The following is a 22,279-nucleotide window of genomic DNA, read 5'->3' as shown; positions in this document are numbered from 1 at the left end:
CGCCGATATCGCGTTGTGCGCGGGGCGCGGGTGGACCACCATCGGGACATGCGTGTCACCTTCACCCGAATCGCCGACCACCAGCGTGGATTCGCCCTGGTGGAGCGCGATGACGGGGTGGTCTACCAGCTCGACGGCGGTCCGGTGACCGCCCATCTGCCCCACGACCTGGTGCACCTGACCGTCGAGCGTGAGCTGGACATCGCGGACGGCATCTGGGGTGCCATCGCGGCCGGAGTGGTGTTCCGCAGCATGCGTCACCACAGCGGCCGGCGCCCGCCGCACGCCGGCGACCGCTCGGCGGCGCTCATCCGCGAGCACCGCGACCGCCTGCAGCGCGCCGAACTCATCGGCGGGTTCGTCGAGCGCGTCGCCGAGACGCCCGGCGCCACGCCCGCGAGCATCGGCCGCTTCGCCCGGCTCTACCTGGCCAACCTGCCGGGTGATCCGCTCGACCTGACCCGCGTCCCGGCGGCCGCGACCGCGCTGCGCGAGACGGCCGACCGGTGGCGGGCCATGGCGATCGGCGATCAGCTCACGGTGCAGTGGCCGGCCCGGCTGCGCATGCCCCCGGCCGCGGCCGGCGCGACGCGCGCGCGGGTCGCCCCGCGCCGGCGCGTCTCGCGCTGAGTCAGCTGCCCAGCGTACGGGCGAGAAAGGCGAGCTGCTCGCGGGCCTGATGCGTCTGACCGCCCTCGTGACCGTTGTACGGCCACACGGAGATGTCCTTGTCCCCGGCGTAGTGGTGGTAGGCGGCGAACACGGTCGACGGCGGGCAGACCGAGTCCATGAGCGCCACACTGAACAGCGCGGTGGCCCGGGCGCGGGCCGCGTGGTTGACGCCATCCACATAGGACAGCGTGGCGAACGTCTCCTCGACCCGGTCGCGCTGGATGCGCAGATAACTGACCAGTTCCTGGTACGGGAACGCGTCGCTGACGTCCAGCGCGCGCCGCCAGTGGCACAGGAACGGCACGTCGATCAGGGCCGCGGCCACGTCGGGCACGAGGCCCGCGGCGGCCAGGGCGAGCCCGCCGCCCTGGCTGGCACCCGCGACCGCGACCCGGTCGGGGTCGACGAGCGGGTGGGCGCGCGCCGCGTCGACGGCGCGGGCCGCGTCCGTCATGAGCCGGCGGTAGTAGTACGACCGGGGGTCGCGCACGCCGCGCGTCATGACGCCCGGGTACGCGGGGTCGATGGGCCCGTGCGGGTCGTCCGGGGTGTCGCCGAACTGGAACCCGCTGCCCTGTCCCCTGGTGTCCATGACGAGGGTCGCGTAGCCGGCGCTGGGCAGCAGCAGCCAGTCGTGCGGCAGCGCCCGCCCGCCGCCGTACCCGATGTAGGTGACCACGGCCGGCAGGCGGCGTCCGGCCGCGGTGGCCCCGGCCGGTACGAGGAACCAGCCCTTGATCGGGTCACCGGCGAAGCCGGGGAATGTCACGTCGTACACCTCGACGGTGACCAGGCCCGCGTCGTGCGGGGTGAACACGGCGGCGCCCTCGTGGGCGCGGGCCTGCTCGAGGGTGGTCGCCCAGAACTCGTCGAAGTCGGCCGGCTCCTCCCGCTGGGGCGCGTACGCCCGCAGGTGCGCCAGGGACATGTCCGACAGCGGCATAACAAGATCCTTCCTGCGCGATGTGGGCAACCTATCGGGCACGCGAGCTGGTCGACACCCTGCATCCAGTGGCACACGTCACAGTAATATCTGTACTTGTTTCGATACTGTGCGTGACCAGTAGCGGAACAGGACCGATGCGCGGCGATCGGAATGGGAACCTTTGTGTCCTGCGAAGGCTCGTATTCGCCGCCGCCACCGGCTGCCGACCCGCCGGCGGGTCGGAATAACACCGTTTTTGCTGGTCTACGGGGGTTTACGAGGGTGAGCCGGGAAGGTCATATCCAGACGTCTCAGCAGGGACACCTCGACGTAACGGGAGACCTCGACCATTACCCTGAGCATCGGGGAGCACATGGGCACGGCCACCGGGGGCCGCGCCGAGTGGGAGGGGGGACGGCGATGACGAACGGGCGCTCCCGGTCGTCGGGCCGTCCTACGCTCGACCAGGTCGCCGCGCGCGCCGGCGTGGCCCGTGCCACCGCCTCCCGGGTCCTCAACGGATCCGCCCAGGTCAGCGACGCGTCGCGGGAACTCGTCGAGCAGGCCGCCGCCGACCTCGGCTACATTCCGAACGTCGCGGCCCGGTCCCTGGTCACCCACCGCACGGACTCGATCGCGCTCGTCGCCTTCGAGCCCGAACGGCGGGTGTTCGGCGACCCGTGGTTCGCCCGGGTCATCCGGGGCGTGTCCGGCGTGCTCGGCCAGACGGACCTGCACCTGTGGATCGCGTTCGCCCAGTCCGCCGCCGAGCGGGCCCGCATCGGCTACTACCTCACGGGCGACCACGTCGACGGCGTACTGCTGCTGTCGCTGCACCACAGCGACCCGCTGCCGCGCACCCTGTCGCAGCGGGGCCTGCCGACGGTCGTCGCCGGCCGCTCCCTCACCGCCGACGCCTCCGCCGCCGGGCACGTCGGGCCCGACCTGACCAACTATGTCGACATCGACGACGCCGGTGGTGCCCGCCTCGCCGTGCGCCACCTGCTCGCGACCGGGCGGCGGCGTATCGCGATGATCGCGGGACCGCAGCACCTCGGCTTCTGCGTGGCGCGGCTGCGCGGCTACCGGGAGGCGCTCGCGCAGGCCCGCATCCCGTTCGACCCCGACCTGGTGGCCTACGGCGACCTCAGCGACGACAGCGGCGCCGCCGCCGTGCGGCACCTGCTCGAGCTGCGCCCCGACCTCGACGGGGTCGTGGTCGGCTCCGACGCCATGGCCGCGGGCGCCCTGCGCGGGCTGCGCGGCTGGCGCTCCGTGCCCGAGCAGGTCTCCGTCGTCGGCTTCGACAACTCGCTGCTCGCCCAGCACACCGTGCCGGCGCTCACCACGGTCGACGTGCCGGCCGAGGAGATGGGCCGGCAGATGGCATCCGTACTCATCGACGCCATCGCCGGCGCGCCACCGATCGGGATCGTCCTCGACACCCACCTCGTGCGTCGGCATTCCGCGTAGCGGGCTCAGCCCCGGCCGGCGTCGTTGACGCAGCGCAGCACCGGTGGGGTCGTGAGCGCCGCCGCGTCGGCCACGCTCACCCCGCTCACCCGCAGCCGCGCGCTCTCGCCCGGCAGCAGCGTGATCAGGGCGTCGTCCACGGTCGCCGCCGGGTGGACGCGGTCGGCCTGCAACACGAGGTCGCGCACCAGGCTCCGCGCGGTCACGGTGACCCTCACCCCGCCCTCGGCCGGGCTGACCTGGGTGACCAGGTCGGGGGCCGGATAGTCGATGTCGCGGTCCACCGCGAAGAACCACAGGGCCCGCCGCCACTGCCCGCACGTGACCACGAGCAGCTCGCGCGCCGGGTCGTCGGCGTGCGCGAGCCGCTCGGGCACCGGCACGAGCCGCACGGAGCGCGGCGCAACGCGCACGCTCGCCACGTGCGTGGCCAGCGGCTCGCCCGACAGCGACCGGCGCACCAGGGTCACGTCGGCCGGCCACGGGGACGCCGCGTCGTTGACGACCGCCACGACGAGGCCGCCGTCGCGGGGCTGGACCGTGAGCAGCCGGTCCGCGTACGCGCGGCGCAGCGCGTACCAGAGGGGTTTGCGGCGCCCGTCCCCATCGACCGCGGCCCACGAGGTCACCGGCCAGCAGTCGTTGAGCTGCCAGATCACCGTGCCCGAACAGACCGGCCAGTGCGACCGGAAGTGCTCGAGGCCGAGCGTCAGCGCGCGGGCCTGGTTGACCTGGGTGAGGTAGTGCCACTCGTCGAAGTCGGCCGGCCGGCCGAAGTGGTGGGCCAGTCCCCGGTCGAGCTTGCCGTTGCCGCCGTCGGCCTTCTGGTGGTGCAGCATGCCCGGCGAGTCGGGCGCGAGCGGCTCGTCGGAGATGGCCCGGCGCAGCGTCGCGAAGGCCGGGGGCGCCTGGAAGCCGAACTCCGCCGCGAAGCGGGGCACGTAGTCGCGGTAGCCGGTGTAGTCGCGGCGGTTCCAGACGTCCCAGATGTGCTTCGTGCCGTACCGGTCGTCGAGGGGGTCACGGTCCAGGTTGCCGCTGTAGGGCGACCCCGGCCAGTACGGGCGCGTCGGGTCGACCTCGGCCACGATCCGGGGCAGCAGGTCCAGGTAGTAGCCGGCGCCCCAGGTGCGCTCCGCCAGGGCGGCCCGCCAGCCCTCCCACGAGTACCAGCCCTCGATGTTCTCGTTGTTGCCGTTCCACAGCACCAGGCTCGGGTACGGCATGAGCCGTGCGACCTGCTCGCGGGCCTCCGCCTCGACCTCGGTCGCGAGCACATCCTCCTCCGGGTACGCGGCACAGGCGAACAGGAAGTCCTGCCACACGAGCACCCCGGCGGCGTCGCACAGCTCGTAGAAGTCCTCGCTCTCGTAGCGCCCGCCGCCCCACACCCGCAGCAGGTTGATGTTCGCCTCCGTCGCCTGGGCGATGCGCGCGGCGTAGCGGTCGCGGTCCACCCGGGTCGGGAAGCAGTCGTCCGGGATCCAGTTGGCGCCCTTGACCGAGATCGGCTCGCCGTTGACGGCGATGACGAAGCGCTCGCCGATCCCGTCGGGTCGGGTGTCCAGCTCGACCGTGCGGAAGCCGACGCGCCGTCGCCAGTCATCCAGGGCCGTACCGTCGGCCGTGGCGAGGCCCACGGTCAGCTCGTGCAGGGCCGGCTGCCCGTACCCGCGCGGGTACCAGCGGGCCGGCTGCGGCACGACCAGCTCGACCACGGCCGTGTCGCCGTCGGCCACCTTGCCGGTCACGCTCACGTCGCCCAGTCGGGCGGTGACCAGCAGCGGCACGTCCGCGCCGGCACGGGCGACGTCCACGTGCACGGCGACCCGGCCGGTGCCGTCCGGGTCGACGGTCACGTGCGGGCGCACCCGCGCCAGCCGGGCCGTGCTCCACCCGTGCAGCCCGATGGGCCGCCAGATGCCGGCGGTGACCAGGGTGGGGCCCCAGTCCCAGCCGAAGTTGCAGGCCATCTTGCGGATGAAGTTGAAGGGCTGCGGGTACGCGTTGGGCAGGTCACCCACCGCGTCCCGCACCCCCTCGGCGTACGCGTACGCCGACGTGAACGTGATCGCGACCGTGTTGTCCCCGGGACGCAGCACGGACCCGACGTCGAAGCGGTACGACCGGTGCTGGTTGCGGGTGCTGCCCACCACCGTGCCGTTGACCGCCACCTCGGCGACCGTGTCCAGACCCGCGCAGACCAGCTCGGTGCGTTCCGCGCCCGCGCCGGACCACGCGAACGTGGTCTCGTAGCGCCAGCCGGTGCGCCCGATCCAGGCCAGCCCCACCTCGTTGGCGTCGAGGTACGGGTCGTCGATGAGGCCCGCCGCCAGCAGGTCGGTGTGCACGCACCCCGGCACGGTGGCGGGTACCCCCGCCACCGGCACCGGCGCGTCCCCGACCGCGCTGACCGTCCAGCCCTCGTGCAGGTCCCGGTATGCCACTGGCTACTCCACTCGTACCGCGTCGATGTCGAAGGTGCCGTTGCCGAACCACAGGTAGATGGCCCGGACATCATTGATGTTGACGTCACAGCCGGTGAACGTGGCCAGGTCGGCGCTCACCGTGGTCGTGGTGTTCGCGTCCACCCACGCCCACGAGTTCTGCTGGCACCAGGTCCAGGAGTTGCCGAGCTGCAGGACGATCTCGGTCGAGGTGCCCACGTCGCCCGTCCGGAGGTCGTACGAGATCTTCGTCCGGCCCGACAGGTCCAGCGCCGGGGCCGGGGTGACGCCGACCCACGCCCCGCCGTCGGCCGCGTTGGCCACGACCCGCGCCCCGTGCGCGCCGTTGGTGGCGAAGTCGGACTGCCGCGTCACCGTGGCGGCGTCCGGGGTCCAGCTCGCGGGCGCGAAGCCGTCCGTGCCGTCCTCGAACGAGTAGATCACCCAGGCGGCGTCCGGGTCGGGCTTGACCTCGACCGTGATGGTGGCCGGGTTGGACACGGCGCCGTTGGTGGCCGTGGCCGTGTACGTGACCGACGCCTTGCCCGCGAAGCCCTCCGCCGGGGTGAACGCCACTTTGCCGGTGGGGTCGGCCGCGTAGGTGCCGCCGGTCACCGCCCTGGTCGCCTGCCGGCCGGCCGTGGCCGGGTCCAGGTCCACCGAGTTCGGGCGGATCTTCGCCTGGTACGCGATGTCGTTGGCGATCACGTTGAGTGTCGCCGCCCGGCCCGACTCGACGATCGTGGCGTCGTCGTCGGCGACCGGCGGGAACTGCGGCCAGATCTGGTTGGCGCCCATCGCCCTGGCCAGGTTGGTCTGCAGGAGGCAGCCCGGGCTCGGGCAGTAGACCGTGAACCCGTCGTAGTCCGGGTACAGCGAGCCTCCGTCGCGCTGGTCGGCGAGCATCCAGTACAGCGCGCCGCTGCCGCCGTTGCGCGCGAACGCGTCCATCCACTCCTTGTAGACCGGAGCGCGGGTCGCCTTGTCCTTCCAGCCGTATTCACCCATCATGACCGCCTTGCCCAGCCTACGGGCGTCGCGGACGTGATCGGTGATGTACTTCGTGCCCCAGGCGCGGGTCTGCTGCCAGCCGTCCGGGTAGAGGTGGAACGACATGACGTCGACGGCCGGCAGCTTGGTCAGGGCGATCGTGTCGACGCCGTCGTTGCAGTTGCGGATCCAGTCGGCGCTGCCCGGCTCACAGTAGAAGCCCTCGTCGCCGACGCTGACCAGGTGCCTGGCGTCGAGCGACTTGATGTAGCGGGTCATCTCGTCGGCCCAGGTGGTGATCGTGTTCGTGGTGCAGGTGGCCGAGCGGGGGTAGACGTTGTGGCCGCCGCAGCGCGGCTCGTTGGCGAGCTCCCACGTCATGACGGTGGGGTCGTCCTTGTACCTGATCCCGGTGTACGTGTTGACGCGGTTGAGAATCCCGCTGATGTAGTCCTTGTACCAGCCCTTGATGGTGGCGTTGGTGTAGAAGTCGTCGTGGTACGACGCGCCGGCCCACCGCACGTACTGGTCCATGCCGCCGAAGTCCGACCAGTTGTTCGTGAACGGCAGCACGATCTTCAGCCCGTTCAGGCGGGCCTTGTAGAGCGCGTAGTCGAGCTTGACCAGGCCGCTGTCGCCCGTGTTGAGGGCCGGGCGGCCGGCTGCGGCGTCCCAGTACTGCAGGTAGAAGCTCTTGTCGCCGCTGTGCACGGAGTCGGTTCCGCCGGGCGTGCCGATGTCGAACCAGCCCCACACGCGCAGCACCTGGAACTTCGCCGCGGCGGCCGAGTCGAGCACCTTGTCGACCATGAACTGGGACGAGTAGTTGAGGTAGTAGTTGTTCGAACCGGCGAACCGGAACGGCTTGTTGTCGAGGTACAGGTTGTGGCCCTTGCGGCTGACGAATTCCGACGGTTTCGCCGCCGGGAAGGCTGCGGTCTGCGCCGAGGCCGTCGTCGCCAGTGCGACGCCGCCGGCGGCGATGACGGCCGCCACCGCCCCGGCGACCACCGTGACTTTCCTGATCACCTGCGAGTCATCTCCTTCGGGAGCTAGGGGGTCGACAGGTCGGGCGGGCACCGCTGAGGGCCGCCACCGGGCCGGCGAACCATCGGACCGCCACATCGTCCGGCGCCAGGCCAAAACATCCAAACTTCCCGATGTACGCGGCAGGGCCCCTCGCGGCCACCTCGCGCCACGGCAGGGGCGACCGCCCCGGGCACTGAAAGTCCCACCGCGCCAACGGCCATCAGCCCTTGAGCCCGGTGATCGTGATGCCGCGGGTGAACTGCTTCTGGAAGACCAGGAAGAAGATCACTGTGGGCAGCGACGCGATGAGCGCCGCGACCATGATGACGCCGCTGTTCTGGGCGCCCGGATAGTTGGAGTTGAGCCGCGCCAGGGCGACCGGCAGCGTCGCCATGGAGTCGTCGCCCGTCACGATGATCAGTGGCCACAGGAAGTTGTTCCACTCGCCCAGCACCACGAAGATCGCCATGGCGGCGAGCGCCGGTCGCAGCAGCGGCAGGACGACGCTCCACCAGATGCGCCACTCCCCCGCACCGTCGACGCGGGCGGCCTGGAACAGCTCGTCGGGCAGCGACTGCAGGTACTGCACGAGGAAGAACACGACGAACGCCTTGGCCAGCGCCGGCACGATGTACCCCTGGTACGTCGACAGCCAGCCGAGGTTGCTGACCGTGATGTAGTTGGGAATCAGCGTGACCTGCCAGGGCAGCATCATCGACCCGATGATCAACAGGTAGATCAGCCGTCGACCGGGCAGCTGGTGCTTGGCGATGACCAGCGCGGCCAGCGACGCGATGAGCAGCGCCCCGATCGTGATCGACGTGGAGATCACGACGCTGTTGAACATGAACTTCCAGTAGCCGCCGGTCACCTGCGTGAAGCGCTGGAACAGACCGGCCGTGTGGCCGGGATTCTGCACGTCGGGGTTCCAGACGGGGTCGTAGAAGTTGTTGAGCGTCGGGTCCTGCGGGATCCACGAGGGAGGGCTGCGGGTGATCTCGGGTACGGTCTTGAAGCTGCTGATCACCATCCAGTAGAACGGCGCGAGCATCGACAGGGCGAGCACGTACAGCGGCAGGGCGGCGAGCCGCTGCCCGACGCCCTGCCTGGTGAGCGAACCGCGCTTCGTCCCGTTCGGCGCGGGCGGCTCGATGACCCCGGGCGCGGCGACTGTCGTCATGTCAGATCCCTGTTCGCCTTGGTGATCCGCAGGTGGATCATGCTGATCACGAAGATGATGATGAGCAGCACCCACGCGATCGCGGACGCCCTGCCGAGGTAGAAGTGGCCGAAGCCCTGGTCGTACAGGTAGGGGACGATCATGAGGGCCGAGTCGTGCAGGCCGCCGATCACGCCGGCACTGCGGAAGAAGATGATGAACACGGCCTCGAAGATCTGGAACGCGCCGATCAGGCCCGTGATGACAACGTAGGCGGTCACCGGGCGCAGCAGCGGCAGCGTGATCTTCCGGAACTGCTGCCAGGACGTGGCGCCGTCCATGCGGGCCGACTCGTAGTACTCCTCGGGGATGGCGTTGAGGCCGGCCACGAAGATCACCATGCCGTACCCGATGCCGCCCCAGACGCCCATGAAGATGAGGACGGGTACGGCGAGCGGCGGCGTCGACAACCACTCCACCCGCTCGACCCCGAACACGCCGACCACCTGGTTGGCGAACCCGTAGTCCTCCGGCGAGAAGATCCATTTCCAGATCAGGTTGAGCGCGATCGCCGAGGTCACGGACGGCAGGAAGAACAGCACCCTGACCGTACGGTGCCGCCAGCTCTGCCCCCGGAAGGCCAGTGCCACGCACAGCGCCAGGGCGGTGGTCAGGGTGACCGTGCCGGCCACGTACAGGAAGGTGTTCACCACGGCCTTGCGGAAGCGCTCGTCCTCCAGCAGCGATGTGTAGTTCTCCAGGCCGATCCACACGGGCGGCTTGATGCCGCGGTAGTTGGTGAAGCTCAGGTAGAGCGAGCGGCCCAGCGGGTAGATCACGAACACGACGAAGAGTGCCGCGAACGGCGCCATCATGAGCAGCGACGTGCCGTGGCGCCGCCACCGTGCCGCGCGCCGCGTCATCCCCCGGATGGCGGGCGGTGACGGCGGGCCGGGGCGGACGGCCTCGTCGGGCGGGATGACCTCGGCGGTCATCGGACCTCACTTTCAGGGTGCCCACCGGTTTCCCGGTGGGCACCCGCTGAGCGCGACCCTACTTCTTGAGGTTGTCGTTCATGATCTTGGCGGCGTCGGCCAGGGCCGACTCGGGCGCGACACCGTCGAACATCGCCTTCTGCAGCGCCTTGTCCACCAGCGACGAGGAGTCCTCCCAGCCCGGGCAGGCCGGCGGACCCTCTGCGGTGGCGTAGATGGACTGAAGCGTCTGCACGACCTCGGGCTTGGCCGGCAGGCCGGCGAGCTGGTCGGGGCGCGAGGACAGGAACAGCGAGCCGCTCGCGTTCAGGCTGTCGTAGATGGTCTTGATGGCTGCCGGGTCGTACAGGTACGTGATGAAGTCCGCCGCGGCCTGCTGGTTCTTGCTGTACGACATCACGCCGATGATGCGGCCGCCGAGGAAGGTGGTGGCGCCGGCGGCGCCGGCCGGCATCGGGGCGACGCCGAGCTTGTCCTTGAGCGCCGGCACGGTCGACGGGATGCCCGTGAGCAGCCAGTTGCCGCCCGAGACCATCGCGACCTCGCCCTTGCCCATGCCGCTCGTGACGTCGAATCCGGCGTCCTTCGGCGCGCCGTACCTGGTGTAGAGGTCGCCGTAGAACCGCAACGCCTCGACGGCCTGGGGCGAGTCGATGGTCGCCTTCGTGCAGCCCTCGTCGTAGAGGTTGCCGCCGGCCTGGCGCAGGAAGTTGAAGTACTCCAGCCAGCTGGTGTTGCCCCACTCCATGGCGAACGGGTACTTGACCCCGGCGGCCTTGAGCTTCGTGATCGCGTCGGTCAACTCGGCCCACGTCGTGGGCGGCCCGGCGATCTTCGCCTTCGCGAACAGGTCCGGGTTGTAGTAGAGCACGTAGGCGCTCAGGTCGAAGGGCGCGCCGTAGACCGCGCCGTCGGTAGCCGTGATGGACTTCCAGATGGCCTGCTGTGACACCGGCTTGGCCACGTCGACCACGCCGAGGTCCGTCAGGTCGACCATGCCGCCGAGGCTGCCGAACTGGATGCCCCAGGACAGGCCCCCGGTGATGATGTCCGCCCCCTGCTTCGCCTGCGCGGCCGCGAGGATCTTCGCGTTGCCGTCGGCCCAGGTGATGGTCTCGACCTTGATGGTCACGTCGGGGTGGGTGGCCTTGTACTGGTCGGCCGCCTTCTGGATCGCCTTGGTGTCCTCATCGGACCCGGTGTTCCACATGGTCAGCGATACCGGGCCGCCGGTCTGCTGGTTCTCGGTCGGGCTCGTGCAGGCGCCCAGCGCGAGCGTCGTAGCGATCAGTCCACAAAGGAGTGCTCTTCTGCGCACAGCCATGATCCTCCTATCGCCGGAGTGTGTCGTTCGCGTTGATGAACGGGTTTGGCGTGGTGCGTAGGGGGTTGAGCCGAGGCCAAAGTGCGATCAGATCAATGGTCAGGCCCCTCAGGTGTCGTGGACACTACGACCGGATACCAACGATGTCAATAGATGTAATGTGAAGCGGTTCAGTAGATCGCCGAGAAGCGCTGTGAGCAGGCAGCTAGCGGGTTCCCGGCCATGGCCGGTAGCGATCCGTTCTTGACATCGTTGGCACAGCGGTGCTTCATTAGGCGCCACGATTCAGCGGCGGGGGTCATTGCCCCGCGCCGCCACGCCCCGGCGTCCCGGCGCGGAAGGGAGAGCGCGGTGACCTTCGACGTGCCCGGCGCACCCGAGGCGGCCCCGCGGCCGTCCCGCGCCACCCTGCGCGACGTCGCGCACCTGGCCGGCGTGAGCATCAAGACGGCGTCGCGCGTGCTCAGCGGGCAGCCCAACGTCCGCGACGAGACCGCCCGGCGCGTCCGCGAGGCGGCCCGCACGCTGCGGTTCCGTCCCAACCGGCTGGCCCGCGACCTGCGCTCGGGCGCGGTCTCCACCGCCGTAGGCTTCGTGATCGGTGACCTGTCGAACCCCTTCTACACGCAGATCGCCGCGGGCGCCGAGCGGCTGCTGCGCGAACACGGCCTCGAGCTGTTCATCGCGACCAGCGACGAGGACCCTGAGCGGGAGCGCCGGGTCACCCTCACCATGCTGGAACGGCGCGTGCGCGCGCTGTTCGTCGTGCCGGTCGCCGACGAGCACGCGTACCTGGTGCCTGAACAGCAGCTCGGCACGCCGATGGTGTTCATCGACCGGCCCGCCGTGGACGTGGCCGCCGACAGCATCGTGCTGGACAACCGCCGCGCCGTGCGGGAGGCCACCGAACGGCTCATCGCGCTGGGCCACCGACGTATCGGACTCCTGGCCGACCGTACCGGGGTGTGGACCGCCAGCGAGCGGGTCGCCGGCTTCGCCGACGCGATGCGCGCCGTCGGCACCGCGGACTGGCAACGGTGGGTGCACCGCGCTCACGATGTGGGCACCGCCCGGTCGGTGGCCACCGAGCTGCTCGCCGGGCCGGACGCGCCGACCGCGCTGTTCGCCCTCAACAACCGCATCACGGCCGGCGTCATCGACGCGCTCGCCGGGGCGCCGGATCCGCCCGCCATCCTGGGCTTCGACGACTTCGAGTTCGCCCCGACCCTGGGCATCTCGGTCATCGCCCACGATCCGGTGGACCTGGGCCGCCGGGCCGCGGAGACGGCACTGGACCGGCTCGGCGGGCGCACCGGCATGCCGCAGCAGATCGTCCTGCCGACCAGGTTCATCCCGCGCGGCTCGGGCGAGCGCCCGCCCCGGGAGCACGGCTCGTGACCTCGCCCTGGGCGGTCGCCATCGACATCGGCGCCTCCAAGATCGCGGGGGCGCTCGTGGACGCGACCGGCACGATGCGCGAGCACCGGGTGCGCCCGACCCCGACGAACTCTGCCGTCGACGACCTGGTGTGGCCGGAGCTCGGTGGGCTCATTGACGATCTTCGCGGGGTCGCCCCTGGCCCGCTCGTCGGCGTCGGCATCGGCTCCGCCGGCCCGCTCGACCTCGTCGCCGGCACGGTCAGCCCGGTCAACATCCCCGCCTGGCGCCGCTTCCCCCTCGTCGACCAGGTCAGCCGGCACGCGCGGCTGCCCGTACGGCTGGCGGGCGACGGCATCTGCGCGGCCGTGGGCGAGCACTGGCTCGGCGCGGCCCGCGGCGTCGACGACGTCATCGTCATCGTCGTGTCCACCGGCGTGGGCGGTGGCATCATCCAACGTGGCCGCCTGCACCAGGGCCGCTCCGGTAACGCCGGCCACGTCGGGCATATGGTGGTCGACCTCGACGGTGACGACTGCCCGTGCGGCGGGCGCGGCTGCGTGGAGGCCATGTCCAGCGGACCGTCCATGGTCGCCTGGGCGCTGCGGCAGGGCTGGCGTCCCGGATCGCCGGACGTACCGCCAGCCACGGTCGGCGATGCGGCCCCTCCCGTGGTCGGCCCGCCGGGGGTCAGCCCATCCGCGGTCGACCTGGCAGCCGCCGCGCGCGCCGGCGACGTGATCGCGCGCGCGGCGTTCGGGCGCGCGGCCCGTTCGTTGGCCGCCGGCATCACCTCGGTCGCGGCAGCCGCCGACCTGACCCACGCGGTCATCGGCGGTGGCGTCGCGGCGGCCGCTGACCTGCTGCTGCCGCCGCTGCGCGTGGCCATCGCGGAGTACGCCCGCCTCGAATTCGTCAGGCAGCTCAGCGTCGGCGTCGCGGAGCTGGGCGGGGCGGCCGGCCTCTACGGCGCGGCGGCCCTCATCCACGACCCGGCCCGCTACGGCGGCGCGGCGGTGCCGGCCTCGTCCGGCGAACAGCGGTGACCCGTTGGTCAGCGCGGCGGGGGTGCCGTGCTGCCGCGCGGCACCAGGCGCGGCGTGGTGTCCTCGTAATTGCCGGCCGGATTGCCCGCGACGATGTCGAGCAGCCGCTGCGCGGCGTGTCCGCCGTACGCCGCGATGTCGCGGCTGATCGCGGACAGCTGCGGGTGGACGAGCTGGCACAGCGCCGAGTCGTCCCAGGCGACGATCGACAGGGCCTCCGGCACCCGGACGCCCATTTCGTGCGCGACCGCCACGCCGGCGACCGCCATGACGTCGTTGTCGTAGATGATCGCCGTGGGCGCGGGCCGGCGGGCCAGCAGCGTCCGGGTCGCCTGGGCGCCCTGCTCGCCCGAATAGTCCGTGTTGACCGTAGTCATCTCGGCGAGGTTGAGGTGGTCGACCGCCTCGTCCAGCGCCCGCGACCGGATCTCGGTGTGCCACAGCCGCGGCAGGCCGGCCACCCGGGCGATGCGCCGGTGTCCGAGCGCCGCCAGGTACTCCACGACGGAGCGGGTCGCGGACGCCTCGTCGCTCCACACCCCGGGCAGGCTGCCCAGACCGTGCGGGCCGCCGACGACGACAGCCGGCATGCGCAGCTCCTCCAGCAGCCCGACGCGGGGATCGTCGCGCTGCAGGTCGACGAGGATGACCCCGTCCACCTGCCGCTGGCCCCACCAGCGCCGGTAGGCCTCCATCTCGCCGGCCCGGTCCTCCGTGACCTGCAGCAGCAGGCCGACGGACGCGGCCGACAGGGTCGCCTCGATGCCCGAGATGAGCTGCATGAAGAACGACTCGATGCCCAGCGTCCGGGCGGGCCGGTCGACGATCAGGCCGAGCACCCCGGCGCGGCCGTCGGACAGGGCGCGCGCGGCGCTGCTCGGATGCCAGCCGAACTCGGCGGCGATCCGCAGGATCCGTTGCCGCGTCGAGTCCGACACCCCGGGCCGACCGTTGAGTGCGTACGACACCGCGCCCTTCGACACGCCCGCGGCGCGTGCGATGTCCGCGATGGTGGCGCGTCGCATCGGCCCTCCCCCTTCAACAGCATCCCCAGGTTTCTCGCACGCAGAGCATAGAAGAGGTCACGCCGACTAGGCTCACCCCGAGGTCACGGAGGTGGGCGTGGACGTCGCGGAACTGCACCGGCGCAGTGTCGAGGGCTTTGTCGCGCTGGTCGGCCGGGTCCCGGCCGACCGACCTGTCGGGCGTCCAGATCGGCTGATCACCGGCCGCCGCCGGCGCACCACCGCCGACCTGGTCGTTTGACGCGAGCCGGACTCGGGTATGGGCAGCCATGCCTTCGGACGCCCCCCTCGCCGCGCCCGCGGACCATCACCACGATCCGCACAACGACCGGCCGGACGAGACGCCCGCCGAGCGGGCCGACCGTCACTTCGTCGAGCTGCTGCAGGAGCTGCGGGTCGCGCAGACGGGCGTACAGATCCTGTTCGCCTTCCTGCTTACCCTGCCGTTCACCGCGCGCTGGGTGACGATCACCGAGCCGGAACGGGTCGTCTACCTGTGCACGCTGATCGCGGCCGCGTCGGCAAGCGCGTTCCTCATCGCGCCCGTCGCCGTGCACCGGCTGACGTTCCAGCAGGGTGTCAAACACGCCGTGGTACGCACGTCCGACAAGCTCGCGCTCATCGGCCTGTGTTGTCTCGTGCTGTCGGTGATCGGCGCGGTGTTCCTCATCGTCGACGTGGTCGCCGGAGGATTGCTGGCAGGAATCCTGGCCGCGTTCATCGCCGGCCTGTTCAGCACGCTGTGGTTCGTACTCCCCATGCGGCTGGTACCCGGCCGCCGCTAGGCCAGCGCGCCCCCGTCGGGGCCGGCGTCGCGTCGGCCCCGACGTCGGGCCAGTCCCGGCGGACGACCTCGAACGGCGCCGTGCCGGCGAGCGCCACCGACGCCCGGTACCCGTTCGGCACATCCAGGTCACACACGAGGTACGGGCCGGGCAGGGTGCCCTCCGTGCCCCGTACGGCGATCATGCCCCGGCCCGCGCCCCGGCCCCGACCGTCCACCGGCAGGCCCAGGCCCTCCGCGAGCCGGGCGCCGCTGGCCTTGACGCAGGCCTCCTTGCGGGTCCACAACCGGGTGAACCGCAGCAGCCGGGTGGCCGCGGTCGTGCCGCTGGCCACGAACTTCGCCTCGGTCTCCGGGAAGTACCGGGCGGCCAGCGCCGTCGCGTCGACCGGCGCGAGGCGCTGCACGTCGACGCCGACCGCGCGGCGGCGGCTGACCGCGAGGGCGGCCAGGTCCCCCGAGTGCGACAGGTTCACCCGGAGCCCGTGCCCGCCGCCGGCCAGCTCCGGCTTGCCGTGCTCGCCCCGCCGCCAGCGGATCAGCCCGGCCGGCACGCCGAGGTAGCGCGACAGGATGACCCGGATCGCGCCGTGCGCGGCCGTGAACCGTCGCCGGTTGCGCGGATCCAGCATGGACAGCACCCGCCGGCGCTCGTCCGTGTCGAGCAGGACGGCGCACTCCTCCAACGTCTCGGTGGGTGGGTCCAGCGGGATGAGCCACACGTCCACCGGATGTCGCTGCGGCGGGCTCATCGCGCGGTCGGAGAGGTCACGTCGGTCACCACCATTGTCGCGGCCGGCATGGCGTCGCCGGCACAGGGTCGGTCGACTATAAGGACGAGCGATGCGAATGCGTCAATCACCTGAAGAGCCGAGCGATCGTGACCGCGCGGCCACCGATCGAAGCATTGACAATCGGCAGTCACGCCATCTTACGATTGCGCGGCGTGACGGCGGACCTTACAGAACGCCATCACCGATCAGGTCACGGGGCCACGGTGAAGGCGGAGGTAACGGTATGACCGGCGGCATGAACGAGGCGGTCGCGGTCTACTACGACACCACGATCGACCTGTACGAGCGACTGTGGGGCGAGCACGTCCACCACGGCTACTGGGACCCGGGCGAGAGCCCGTCCGCCGATGGCGCCGACCGGCACGCGGCGGCGGACCGCCTGGTGCGCGAGCTCGTGGACTTCGCCGGCGTGCCGCGCGACGCGCGGGTGCTGGACGTGGGCTGCGGCATCGGCGGTCCGGCCATCGCCCTGGCCCGCGACTACGGCGCGACCGTCGAGGGCGTCACGCTCAGTGAGGCGCAGGCCAGCCGCGCCGCCGAGCGGGCCGCCGAGCACGGTGTCGGCGAGCGGACCTCGTTCCGTACGGTCGACTTCCTCGTCTCGGCCTACCCGGACGCCTCGTTCGACGCGGTCTGGGCGATGGAGAGCGTCATGCACATCCCCGACCGGCCCGCGTTCTTCGCCGAGGCGTTCCGGGTGCTCAAGCCCGGCGGCGTGCTCGCGATCGCGTCCTGGTGCGTGCGCGACGGCGAGCTGACCCCCGCCCAGGAGGAGCTGCACCAGCAGGTGCTGCGCCACCAGGTGATGCCGCCGCTGCAGTCCATAGAGGACCACGAGCGGATGGCCGCCGACGCGGGCTTCGCGGAGGTGCGTGGCGTCGACTGGACCGCCGCCGTGGCCAACTCGTGGGATCCGCGCTTCGCGCAGGTCGAGTTCGACGGCGGCCGGCAGTTCATCCGCGACCTGGCCCGCGACCGGGGCGTGGAGGTGCTCGGCTTCTTCTACGCCGGCCCGGTGATGCTGGAGGCGTTCGCGACAGGCGCGATGACGTACGGCGCGATCCGCGCCATCCGGCCCTAGGTTATGGACGACCCGTACGTGGCGGAGCTGGTGGCGCTGCTGGGCGAGGTGACCGGCGAGGAACCGGCCTGGCTGGCCGCGATCGGCGCGCACACCCGCCTCGACGCGGACCTGCTGCTGGAGAGCGTCGAGCTGATCGCCCTCGACGCCCTCGTGCGCGCCCGCCACGGCGACGGCGCCGACCTGACACGCTACGTGGCCGGGCTCAGCATCGACGAGCTGGTCGAGCTGACCGTGGGCGACCTCGCCCGGCACATCGCGGCCCACTCGCTCGCCGCGCCGAGCGGGGCGCCGCCGAGGTGAGCCGGTTCCTCATGCTCAGCCTGCCGCTGTCGGGTCACGTCAACCCGATCGCGGCGGTGGCCGACGAGCTGCGCGCCCGGGGCCACGAGGTGGCCTGGGCCGGCTCGGAGTCGTTCCTGCGGCCCGCGCTCGGCCCGGACGCGACGATCTACCCCATCCCGCTGCGGTTGCACCGCGGCCAGGGCGACCTCGGCATTGCCGCGATCCGCTCCCGGTGGGCGGGTTACGTCGTGCCGCACGCCAAGTACACATTGGACGCCATCGACGCCGCCGTGCGCGACTTCGCGCCCGACGCGATCGGGGTGGACCAGCACGCCGTGGCAGGCGCGCTCGTGGCCAACCGGCACAACCTGCCCTGGGCGAGCCTCGCGCCGACGTCCATGGAACTGGGCCGGCCCTACCGCACCGCGCTGCCGGCCGTCGAGGCGTGGATCCAGCAACACCTGGCCGGCCTGTGGCGCCACGCCGGACTGCCCGGGCAACCGCCGTACGACCTGCGCTTCTCCCCGTACCTGGTGATCGCCTTCACCACCGCGGCGCTGGCCCGCCCCGACCTGCCGGAGCACAGCGGACGCGCGCTCGCCCTGGTCGGGCCGGCCGTCGGCGCGCGCCGCGCCGGTCCCGACTTCCCGGTCGAGCGGCTGGATCCGGGGCGGCGGACCGTGCTCGTCACGGTCGGCACCCTCGCCATGGATCACGCGGCCGTGTTCTACCAGCGGATGGTGGCGGCGCTCGCGCCGCTGGGCGAGCGCCTGCAGGCCATCGTGGTCACCCCGGACGGGACCCTGCCCGGCGACGTGCCGGCCCACGTCATGCCGACCCCACGCGTCGCGTTGCCGCGCCTGCTGCCGCATGTCGACGCCGTGGTCAGCCACGGCGGGCTCAACACGGTCTGCGAGACGCTGCACCACGGCATCCCGCTGCTCGTCGCGCCGGTCAAGGACGACCAGGGCATCAACGCCGCCCAGGTCGAGGCGGCCGGCGCGGGCCGGCGGGTCAGCTTCTTCCGCGCGCGCCCGGACGCGCTGCGCGCCGCGCTGCTCGACGTGCTGGACCGGCCCGCCTACCGGGCGGCCGCGGCGCGCGTGGGCGCCTCCTTCGAGGCGGCGGGCGGCGCGGTGGCCGCCGCCGGGCACCTCGCCACGCTCGCCGCCGCCGGAGGTCGAGGATGAGCCAGGAGTGGCGGCTGGCCGTGACGTTCGCCGGCGAGGGCGCCGGCGAGGAGCCGCTGGCGTGGGGCCAGCAGGAGATCTGGTCGGCGATGTGCCGGCAGAAGACGTGGCTGCCGATCGGCGGCACGCTGCCCGCGCCGGCGGGCGCCACCCTGGAGGGGTACGCCGGGGAGCTGCGGTTCACCGTCGAACGCCACCAGACGATGCGGACGCTGCTGCGCCTGGCCGAGCGCGAGCGCGCCCGTCAGGTGGTGCACGACCGGGGCGAGATCGGCCTCACGGTCGTCGACCTCGAGCCGGGCGACGACGCGGCCGCCGAGGCGGAGCGGGTGCGCCACCGGTTCTGGACCACCCCGTACGACGTCGAGCGCGAATGGCCCGTACGGTTCGCCGTGGTCCGCCGCGAGGGTGTGCCCACGCACGTCGTCGCGGTCTACAACCACCTGGTCATGGACGCCTTCGGCGGCGCGGCCATGATGGCCGACCTGGCCGGGCGCGACCCGGTCACGGGCGCAGCCGCCGCCCCGCCGCCCGCCATGCAGCCGCTGGAGCAGGCCCGCTGGCAGGCCTCGCCCGCCGGCCGACGCCAGCACGAACTCGCGGCGCGCCACTGGGACCGGCAGCTGCGTACCGTGCCGCCGCGCCGTTTCCCCGCGCTCGACGACTCCTACGAGGAGGCTCCCGACGAGCAGGTGCCCCGCTACTGGGAGGGCGAGTACCTCTCGGCCGCGCTGCCCCTGGCCCTGCGCACGTTGGCCGCGCGGCTCGCGGTGGACACGTCGCCGATCCTGCTCACCGCCCTGTTCACCACGTGGGCGCGGCTCAGCGGCGACCCGGTCGGGGTGGCGCAGGTGATCGTCAGCAACCGCTTCCGGCCCGGGCTGGCGGACGTGGTGGCCCCGATCAACCAGACCGGCCTGTGCGTGACCGACCTGGCCGGCCTGACGTTCGCCAGCGCCGTCGGCGTGGTCCGACGGGCCATGATGGGCGCCTACAAGCACGCCTACTACGACCCGCTGCGCCTCGACGAGCTGATCGCCTCGTTCGGCGAGGAGCTGGACATCGCGTGCTTCTTCAACGACCGCCGGGTCGCGGGACGCGACGAGCCGGGCGAGCCGGCGGCAGCCGAGGCGCTGCGCGAACCGGGCCGGTTCGCCTGGGGCCGAAAGTTACACGAACCCTTCGAAACGCTGTTCGTTCATATCGACGACGCCCCGGGCGGCGCACTGCTGATCACGGTCTGCGCCGACACCCGGTACGTGCCGCCGCGCAGCATCCGGGCCGTCGCGCAGGGCATCGAGAAGGTCCTTGTCGAAGCGGCGATCGACCCGGAGGCGCCCGTCGAGAGCCCGGCGGCGCGTCCGGCGACCGTCGGGGCGGGCTGAGGCACGATGAACGCCACCCCCCATGCCATCCACCGCATCCCTGTCGAGTTCTGCGGGCCCGGCGCGGGCGTCGACGAGCTGTCCTGGGGCCAGCGCGAGATCTGGGGCGGCATGTCGTTCCAGCGCTCCTGGTTCCCCATCGGCGGCACCCGACCGCTGCCGGCCGGCACGACCGTGGACGCGATCGTGGCGGAGCTGCGCTATTCGATGAGCCGGTTCCAGACGATGCGCACGACCTTGCTGTTCGACCGGGGTCCCGACCGGCCGCCGCGCCAGGTGCTGCACCGCTCCGGCATCATCACGCTGGAGGTCGTCGAGGCCGGCGGCGACGACCCGGCCGACGTCGCCGAGCAGACCCGGCGACGCTACGTCGAGACGGATTACGACTTCGTGACCGAGTGGCCGGTGCGCATGGCCGTGGTCCGCAAGGACGGCGCGCTGACCCACATGGTCGCGGTGCTGTGTCACCTCGTCACGGACGGGTTCGGCTCGCAGGCCATGATCGCCCACGTCGCCGAGCGCAGCGCCGAAGACCCGGCCGAGATGCCGCCGCTGGCCCAGGCGCGCTGGCAGCGCGGCCCGGCCGGGCGCCGGCAGACCGACGCGGTGCTGCGTCACTGGGAGGCGATCCTGCGCACGGCCCCGCACCGCCGGTTCCCTCCCGTGACGCGGCCGCCCGACGGGCCGCGCTTCGCCGACGGCCTGTACCACTCGCCCGCGATGGCGCTCGTCGTCCCCGCGATCGCCGGGCGGCACGGCGCCGACACGGCGACCGTGCTGCTCGCCGCGTTCGCCGTGGCGCTGCTGCGGGTGGCGGGCGTGAACCCGGTGGTGTTCCGGCTGATCGTGCACAACCGGTTCCGTCCCGGCCTGGCCCGGGTCGTGGCGCCGATCAACCAGACGGGCCTGTTCGCGGTCGACCTCGACGGCACCGACCTGGCCGGCGCGCTGACCCGCACGGCGCGCGCGTCGCGCACGGCCACGAAGTACGCCTACTACAGCCCGGACGAGGTCGACGCCCTGGTCGCCCGGGTCGACGCCGAGCGCGGAGAGGACGTCGACCTGCAGATCTTCTTCAACGACCGGCGCCTCGGCGAGCGACCCGCCCCGACGCCGCACGAGCCCGACCCCGGCGCGCTGGCCCGCGCCCGCGGGCGCGACACATTCGCCTGGACGGCGTTCCACGACGGGCCCGGCGAGCGGCTGTTCGTCCACATCGAGGACGACCGCGACATCATGGCCCTCACACTGACCGCGGACACCCACCACCTGTCGCTCGACGACGCCGAGTCGCTGCTGCGCACCATGCAGGACGTGACGCTGCGGATGTGGGACCAACCCGCCGGGCTCACGCGATGACCGCGATCGAGGCGGTCGCCGTGCACCTGCCCGAGCGGCGGGTGCCGATCGAGTCGCTCGCCGACGAGCTGGGCCTGACGACCATGCAGCTCAAGCTGTTCCGCCGCTACCACCGCCTCGCCGAGATCCGCCAGCAGCCGCAGGGTGACCTGGCCGACCTGCTGTGCGCGGCCGTCGCCAACCTCAAGGCCCTGGCCGGCCGCGAGGACCAGGTGCGCTATGTGATCCACGCGCGGACGTTCCCGGTCGTGTCCCCCTATCCGCACAACCCGCTGCACCAGGTGCGCGACCGGTTCGGGCTCGACCGCGCCAGCAGTTTCACGGTCACCCACCAGGCGTGCGCGTCCGGCCTGCTGGCCCTGGACGTGGCCGGGCGGCTGCTCGCCGCCGACCCCGACCCGGACGCCCGCGCCCTCGTGCTGACCGGCGAGAAGACCTTCACGCACGAGGCGCGGCTGGTTCCGGAGACCTCCGTCTTCAGCGAGGGCTCGGCCGCGTGCCTGGTCAGCGCCGACGGGCCACGCGACCGGATGCTCGCGTACGCGGTGAACCTGCGCGGCGAGTTCGACGGCGACCACGAGGACACGGCGGCCCGCTTCCAGCGCGAGTACCACTCGAGCCTGGCGGACGCGATCGACGCCGCCGTCGCCGAGGCCGGGCTGAACCTCGACCAGATCGACGTGATGCTGCCGCACAACGTCAACGCGGTCGTCTGGTCGAAACTGTGCCGGCGCATCGGCTACCCCAGCGAACGGGTCCTGCTCGACAACGTGCCCGTCACGGGGCACATGTTCTGCGCGGACGCGTTCGTCAACTACACCACCGCCCAGGCCGCGGGCCTGCTCCGCCCGGGCGGGCACTACCTGATCGCCGCGGCCGGCTCGGGCCGCGGCGCCACCTTCTCCGCGATGGTCCTGACCCACTGAAGAAAGGAGCTCC

20 protein-coding genes are annotated in these 22,279 nt (G+C 72.0%); 12 read left to right on the top strand and 8 right to left on the bottom strand.

All coding sequences use genetic code 11. The annotated features are described in order from the left end of the window. Window positions 1-48 precede the first annotated feature (48 nt). A complete protein-coding gene (locus tag ABD191_RS06205; RefSeq protein ID WP_344077795.1) occupies window positions 49-630 on the top strand; it encodes a hypothetical protein in 582 nt (193 codons plus the stop codon). Between the two features lies 1 nt (window position 631). Here the strand turns inward: ABD191_RS06205 and ABD191_RS06200 are convergent, their stop codons facing one another. After that, window positions 632-1,615, bottom strand: a complete 984-nt coding sequence (locus tag ABD191_RS06200) for an acetylxylan esterase (protein WP_344077792.1) — start codon at window positions 1,613-1,615, stop codon at window positions 632-634. 402 nt (window positions 1,616-2,017) lie between these two features. Here ABD191_RS06200 and ABD191_RS06195 point away from each other — a divergent pair, with 402 nt between their 5' ends. Beyond that, window positions 2,018-3,070 carry a LacI family DNA-binding transcriptional regulator gene (locus ABD191_RS06195; RefSeq protein ID WP_344077790.1) on the top strand — a complete coding sequence of 351 codons (1,053 nt, stop codon included), beginning with the start codon at window positions 2,018-2,020 and terminating at the stop codon, window positions 3,068-3,070. Between the two features lie 5 nt (window positions 3,071-3,075). Here ABD191_RS06195 and ABD191_RS06190 read toward each other — a convergent pair whose 3' ends face one another. The 5 genes from ABD191_RS06190 to ABD191_RS06170 all read right to left on the bottom strand — a co-directional run bounded on the left by ABD191_RS06190 (window position 3,076) and on the right by ABD191_RS06170 (window position 11,014). Continuing rightward, the gene (locus ABD191_RS06190) at window positions 3,076-5,517 is read right to left on the bottom strand and encodes a glycoside hydrolase family 2 protein (RefSeq protein WP_344077788.1); all 2,442 of its coding nucleotides are present in this window, start codon (window positions 5,515-5,517) and stop codon (window positions 3,076-3,078) included. Window positions 5,518-5,520: 3 nt separating this feature from the next. Further along, entirely contained in the window at window positions 5,521-7,536 is a 2,016-nt protein-coding gene (locus ABD191_RS06185; RefSeq protein ID WP_344077786.1) for a cellulase family glycosylhydrolase, read from the bottom strand. Between the two features lie 220 nt (window positions 7,537-7,756). Continuing rightward, entirely contained in the window at window positions 7,757-8,716 is a 960-nt protein-coding gene (locus ABD191_RS06180; RefSeq protein ID WP_344077784.1) for a carbohydrate ABC transporter permease, read from the bottom strand. Continuing rightward, on the bottom strand, window positions 8,713-9,690 hold the full coding sequence (locus tag ABD191_RS06175; protein WP_344077782.1) for a carbohydrate ABC transporter permease: 978 nt from the start codon (window positions 9,688-9,690) through the stop codon (window positions 8,713-8,715). The genes ABD191_RS06180 and ABD191_RS06175 overlap by 4 nt, the downstream gene beginning before the upstream one ends. A gap of 58 nt (window positions 9,691-9,748) precedes the next feature. Beyond that, on the bottom strand, window positions 9,749-11,014 hold the full coding sequence (locus ABD191_RS06170) for an extracellular solute-binding protein (protein WP_344077780.1): 1,266 nt from the start codon (window positions 11,012-11,014) through the stop codon (window positions 9,749-9,751). A 351-nt stretch (window positions 11,015-11,365) separates the two neighbouring features. Between ABD191_RS06170 and ABD191_RS06165 the strand changes: the two genes are divergently transcribed. Both ABD191_RS06165 and ABD191_RS06160 read left to right on the top strand, forming a co-directional pair. Beyond that, on the top strand, window positions 11,366-12,412 hold the full coding sequence (locus ABD191_RS06165; protein ID WP_344077777.1) for a LacI family DNA-binding transcriptional regulator: 1,047 nt from the start codon (window positions 11,366-11,368) through the stop codon (window positions 12,410-12,412). After that, on the top strand, window positions 12,409-13,437 hold the full coding sequence (locus ABD191_RS06160; protein WP_344077775.1) for an ROK family protein: 1,029 nt from the start codon (window positions 12,409-12,411) through the stop codon (window positions 13,435-13,437). Before ABD191_RS06165 ends, ABD191_RS06160 begins: the two co-directional genes overlap by 4 nt. An 8-nt stretch (window positions 13,438-13,445) precedes the next feature. Here the strand turns inward: ABD191_RS06160 and ABD191_RS06155 are convergent, their stop codons facing one another. Next, window positions 13,446-14,462 (bottom strand): LacI family DNA-binding transcriptional regulator, encoded by a 1,017-nt coding sequence (locus ABD191_RS06155; protein ID WP_344077773.1) that lies wholly within the window; start codon window positions 14,460-14,462, stop codon window positions 13,446-13,448. A gap of 97 nt (window positions 14,463-14,559) precedes the next feature. Here ABD191_RS06155 and ABD191_RS06150 point away from each other — a divergent pair, with 97 nt between their 5' ends. After that, window positions 14,560-14,703 carry a hypothetical protein gene (locus ABD191_RS06150; protein ID WP_344077771.1) on the top strand — a complete coding sequence of 48 codons (144 nt, stop codon included), beginning with the start codon at window positions 14,560-14,562 and terminating at the stop codon, window positions 14,701-14,703. A gap of 28 nt (window positions 14,704-14,731) precedes the next feature. After that, a complete protein-coding gene (locus tag ABD191_RS06145; protein ID WP_344077769.1) occupies window positions 14,732-15,247 on the top strand; it encodes a DUF6328 family protein in 516 nt (171 codons plus the stop codon). On the opposite strand, the gene ABD191_RS06140 is transcribed toward ABD191_RS06145, so the two are convergent. Further along, window positions 15,195-15,998, bottom strand: coding sequence for a 4'-phosphopantetheinyl transferase family protein (locus ABD191_RS06140; protein ID WP_344077767.1), 804 nt, complete (start codon window positions 15,996-15,998; stop codon window positions 15,195-15,197). The genes ABD191_RS06145 and ABD191_RS06140 overlap by 53 nt on opposite strands. Before the next feature lie 277 nt (window positions 15,999-16,275). On the opposite strand from ABD191_RS06140, the gene ABD191_RS06135 reads away from it, so the two are divergent. The 6 genes from ABD191_RS06135 to ABD191_RS06110 are packed head-to-tail and all read left to right on the top strand — an operon-like array spanning window position 16,276 to window position 22,266. Beyond that, window positions 16,276-17,121, top strand: a complete 846-nt coding sequence (locus ABD191_RS06135; RefSeq protein WP_344077765.1) for a methyltransferase domain-containing protein — start codon at window positions 16,276-16,278, stop codon at window positions 17,119-17,121. A gap of 3 nt (window positions 17,122-17,124) precedes the next feature. Continuing rightward, window positions 17,125-17,424: a hypothetical protein gene (locus tag ABD191_RS06130; protein WP_344077763.1), complete on the top strand. Its 300-nt coding sequence runs from the start codon at window positions 17,125-17,127 to the stop codon at window positions 17,422-17,424. Then, window positions 17,421-18,596, top strand: a complete 1,176-nt coding sequence (locus tag ABD191_RS06125) for a glycosyltransferase (RefSeq protein WP_344077761.1) — start codon at window positions 17,421-17,423, stop codon at window positions 18,594-18,596. Before ABD191_RS06130 ends, ABD191_RS06125 begins: the two co-directional genes overlap by 4 nt. Continuing rightward, window positions 18,593-19,981, top strand: coding sequence for a condensation domain-containing protein (locus tag ABD191_RS06120; protein ID WP_344077759.1), 1,389 nt, complete (start codon window positions 18,593-18,595; stop codon window positions 19,979-19,981). The genes ABD191_RS06125 and ABD191_RS06120 overlap by 4 nt, the downstream gene beginning before the upstream one ends. 6 nt (window positions 19,982-19,987) lie before the next feature. Then, complete coding sequence (locus ABD191_RS06115) at window positions 19,988-21,340, top strand: condensation domain-containing protein (RefSeq protein WP_344077757.1); 1,353 nt, start codon at window positions 19,988-19,990, stop codon at window positions 21,338-21,340. Continuing rightward, a complete protein-coding gene (locus tag ABD191_RS06110) occupies window positions 21,337-22,266 on the top strand; it encodes a 3-oxoacyl-[acyl-carrier-protein] synthase III C-terminal domain-containing protein (protein ID WP_344077755.1) in 930 nt (309 codons plus the stop codon). Before ABD191_RS06115 ends, ABD191_RS06110 begins: the two co-directional genes overlap by 4 nt. Window positions 22,267-22,279: the final 13 nt, after the last annotated feature.

Origin of the sequence: Luedemannella helvata (assembly GCF_039528415.1) — a bacterium.
GTDB classification, from domain to species: Bacteria; Actinomycetota; Actinomycetes; order Mycobacteriales; family Micromonosporaceae; genus Luedemannella; species Luedemannella helvata.
The sequence above is the reverse complement of the archived record's forward strand: the minus strand, read 5'-3'. Positions and strand labels throughout refer to the sequence as shown.

Coding starts and splice junctions, on each gene's coding strand:
- ABD191_RS06175 (WP_344077782.1), bottom strand. CDS start 9,690: ATGACCGCCGAGGTCATCCCGCCCGACGAGGCCGTCCGCCCCGGCCCG.
- ABD191_RS06120 (WP_344077759.1), top strand. CDS start 18,593: ATGAGCCAGGAGTGGCGGCTGGCCGTGACGTTCGCCGGCGAGGGCGCC.
- ABD191_RS06205 (WP_344077795.1), top strand. CDS start 49: ATGCGTGTCACCTTCACCCGAATCGCCGACCACCAGCGTGGATTCGCC.
- ABD191_RS06200 (WP_344077792.1), bottom strand. CDS start 1,615: ATGCCGCTGTCGGACATGTCCCTGGCGCACCTGCGGGCGTACGCGCCC.
- ABD191_RS06140 (WP_344077767.1), bottom strand. CDS start 15,998: ATGAGCCCGCCGCAGCGACATCCGGTGGACGTGTGGCTCATCCCGCTG.
- ABD191_RS06115 (WP_344077757.1), top strand. CDS start 19,988: ATGAACGCCACCCCCCATGCCATCCACCGCATCCCTGTCGAGTTCTGC.
- ABD191_RS06195 (WP_344077790.1), top strand. CDS start 2,018: ATGACGAACGGGCGCTCCCGGTCGTCGGGCCGTCCTACGCTCGACCAG.
- ABD191_RS06110 (WP_344077755.1), top strand. CDS start 21,337: ATGACCGCGATCGAGGCGGTCGCCGTGCACCTGCCCGAGCGGCGGGTG.
- ABD191_RS06130 (WP_344077763.1), top strand. CDS start 17,125: ATGGACGACCCGTACGTGGCGGAGCTGGTGGCGCTGCTGGGCGAGGTG.
- ABD191_RS06155 (WP_344077773.1), bottom strand. CDS start 14,462: ATGCGACGCGCCACCATCGCGGACATCGCACGCGCCGCGGGCGTGTCG.
- ABD191_RS06135 (WP_344077765.1), top strand. CDS start 16,276: ATGAACGAGGCGGTCGCGGTCTACTACGACACCACGATCGACCTGTAC.
- ABD191_RS06170 (WP_344077780.1), bottom strand. CDS start 11,014: ATGGCTGTGCGCAGAAGAGCACTCCTTTGTGGACTGATCGCTACGACG.
- ABD191_RS06145 (WP_344077769.1), top strand. CDS start 14,732: ATGCCTTCGGACGCCCCCCTCGCCGCGCCCGCGGACCATCACCACGAT.
- ABD191_RS06180 (WP_344077784.1), bottom strand. CDS start 8,716: ATGACGACAGTCGCCGCGCCCGGGGTCATCGAGCCGCCCGCGCCGAAC.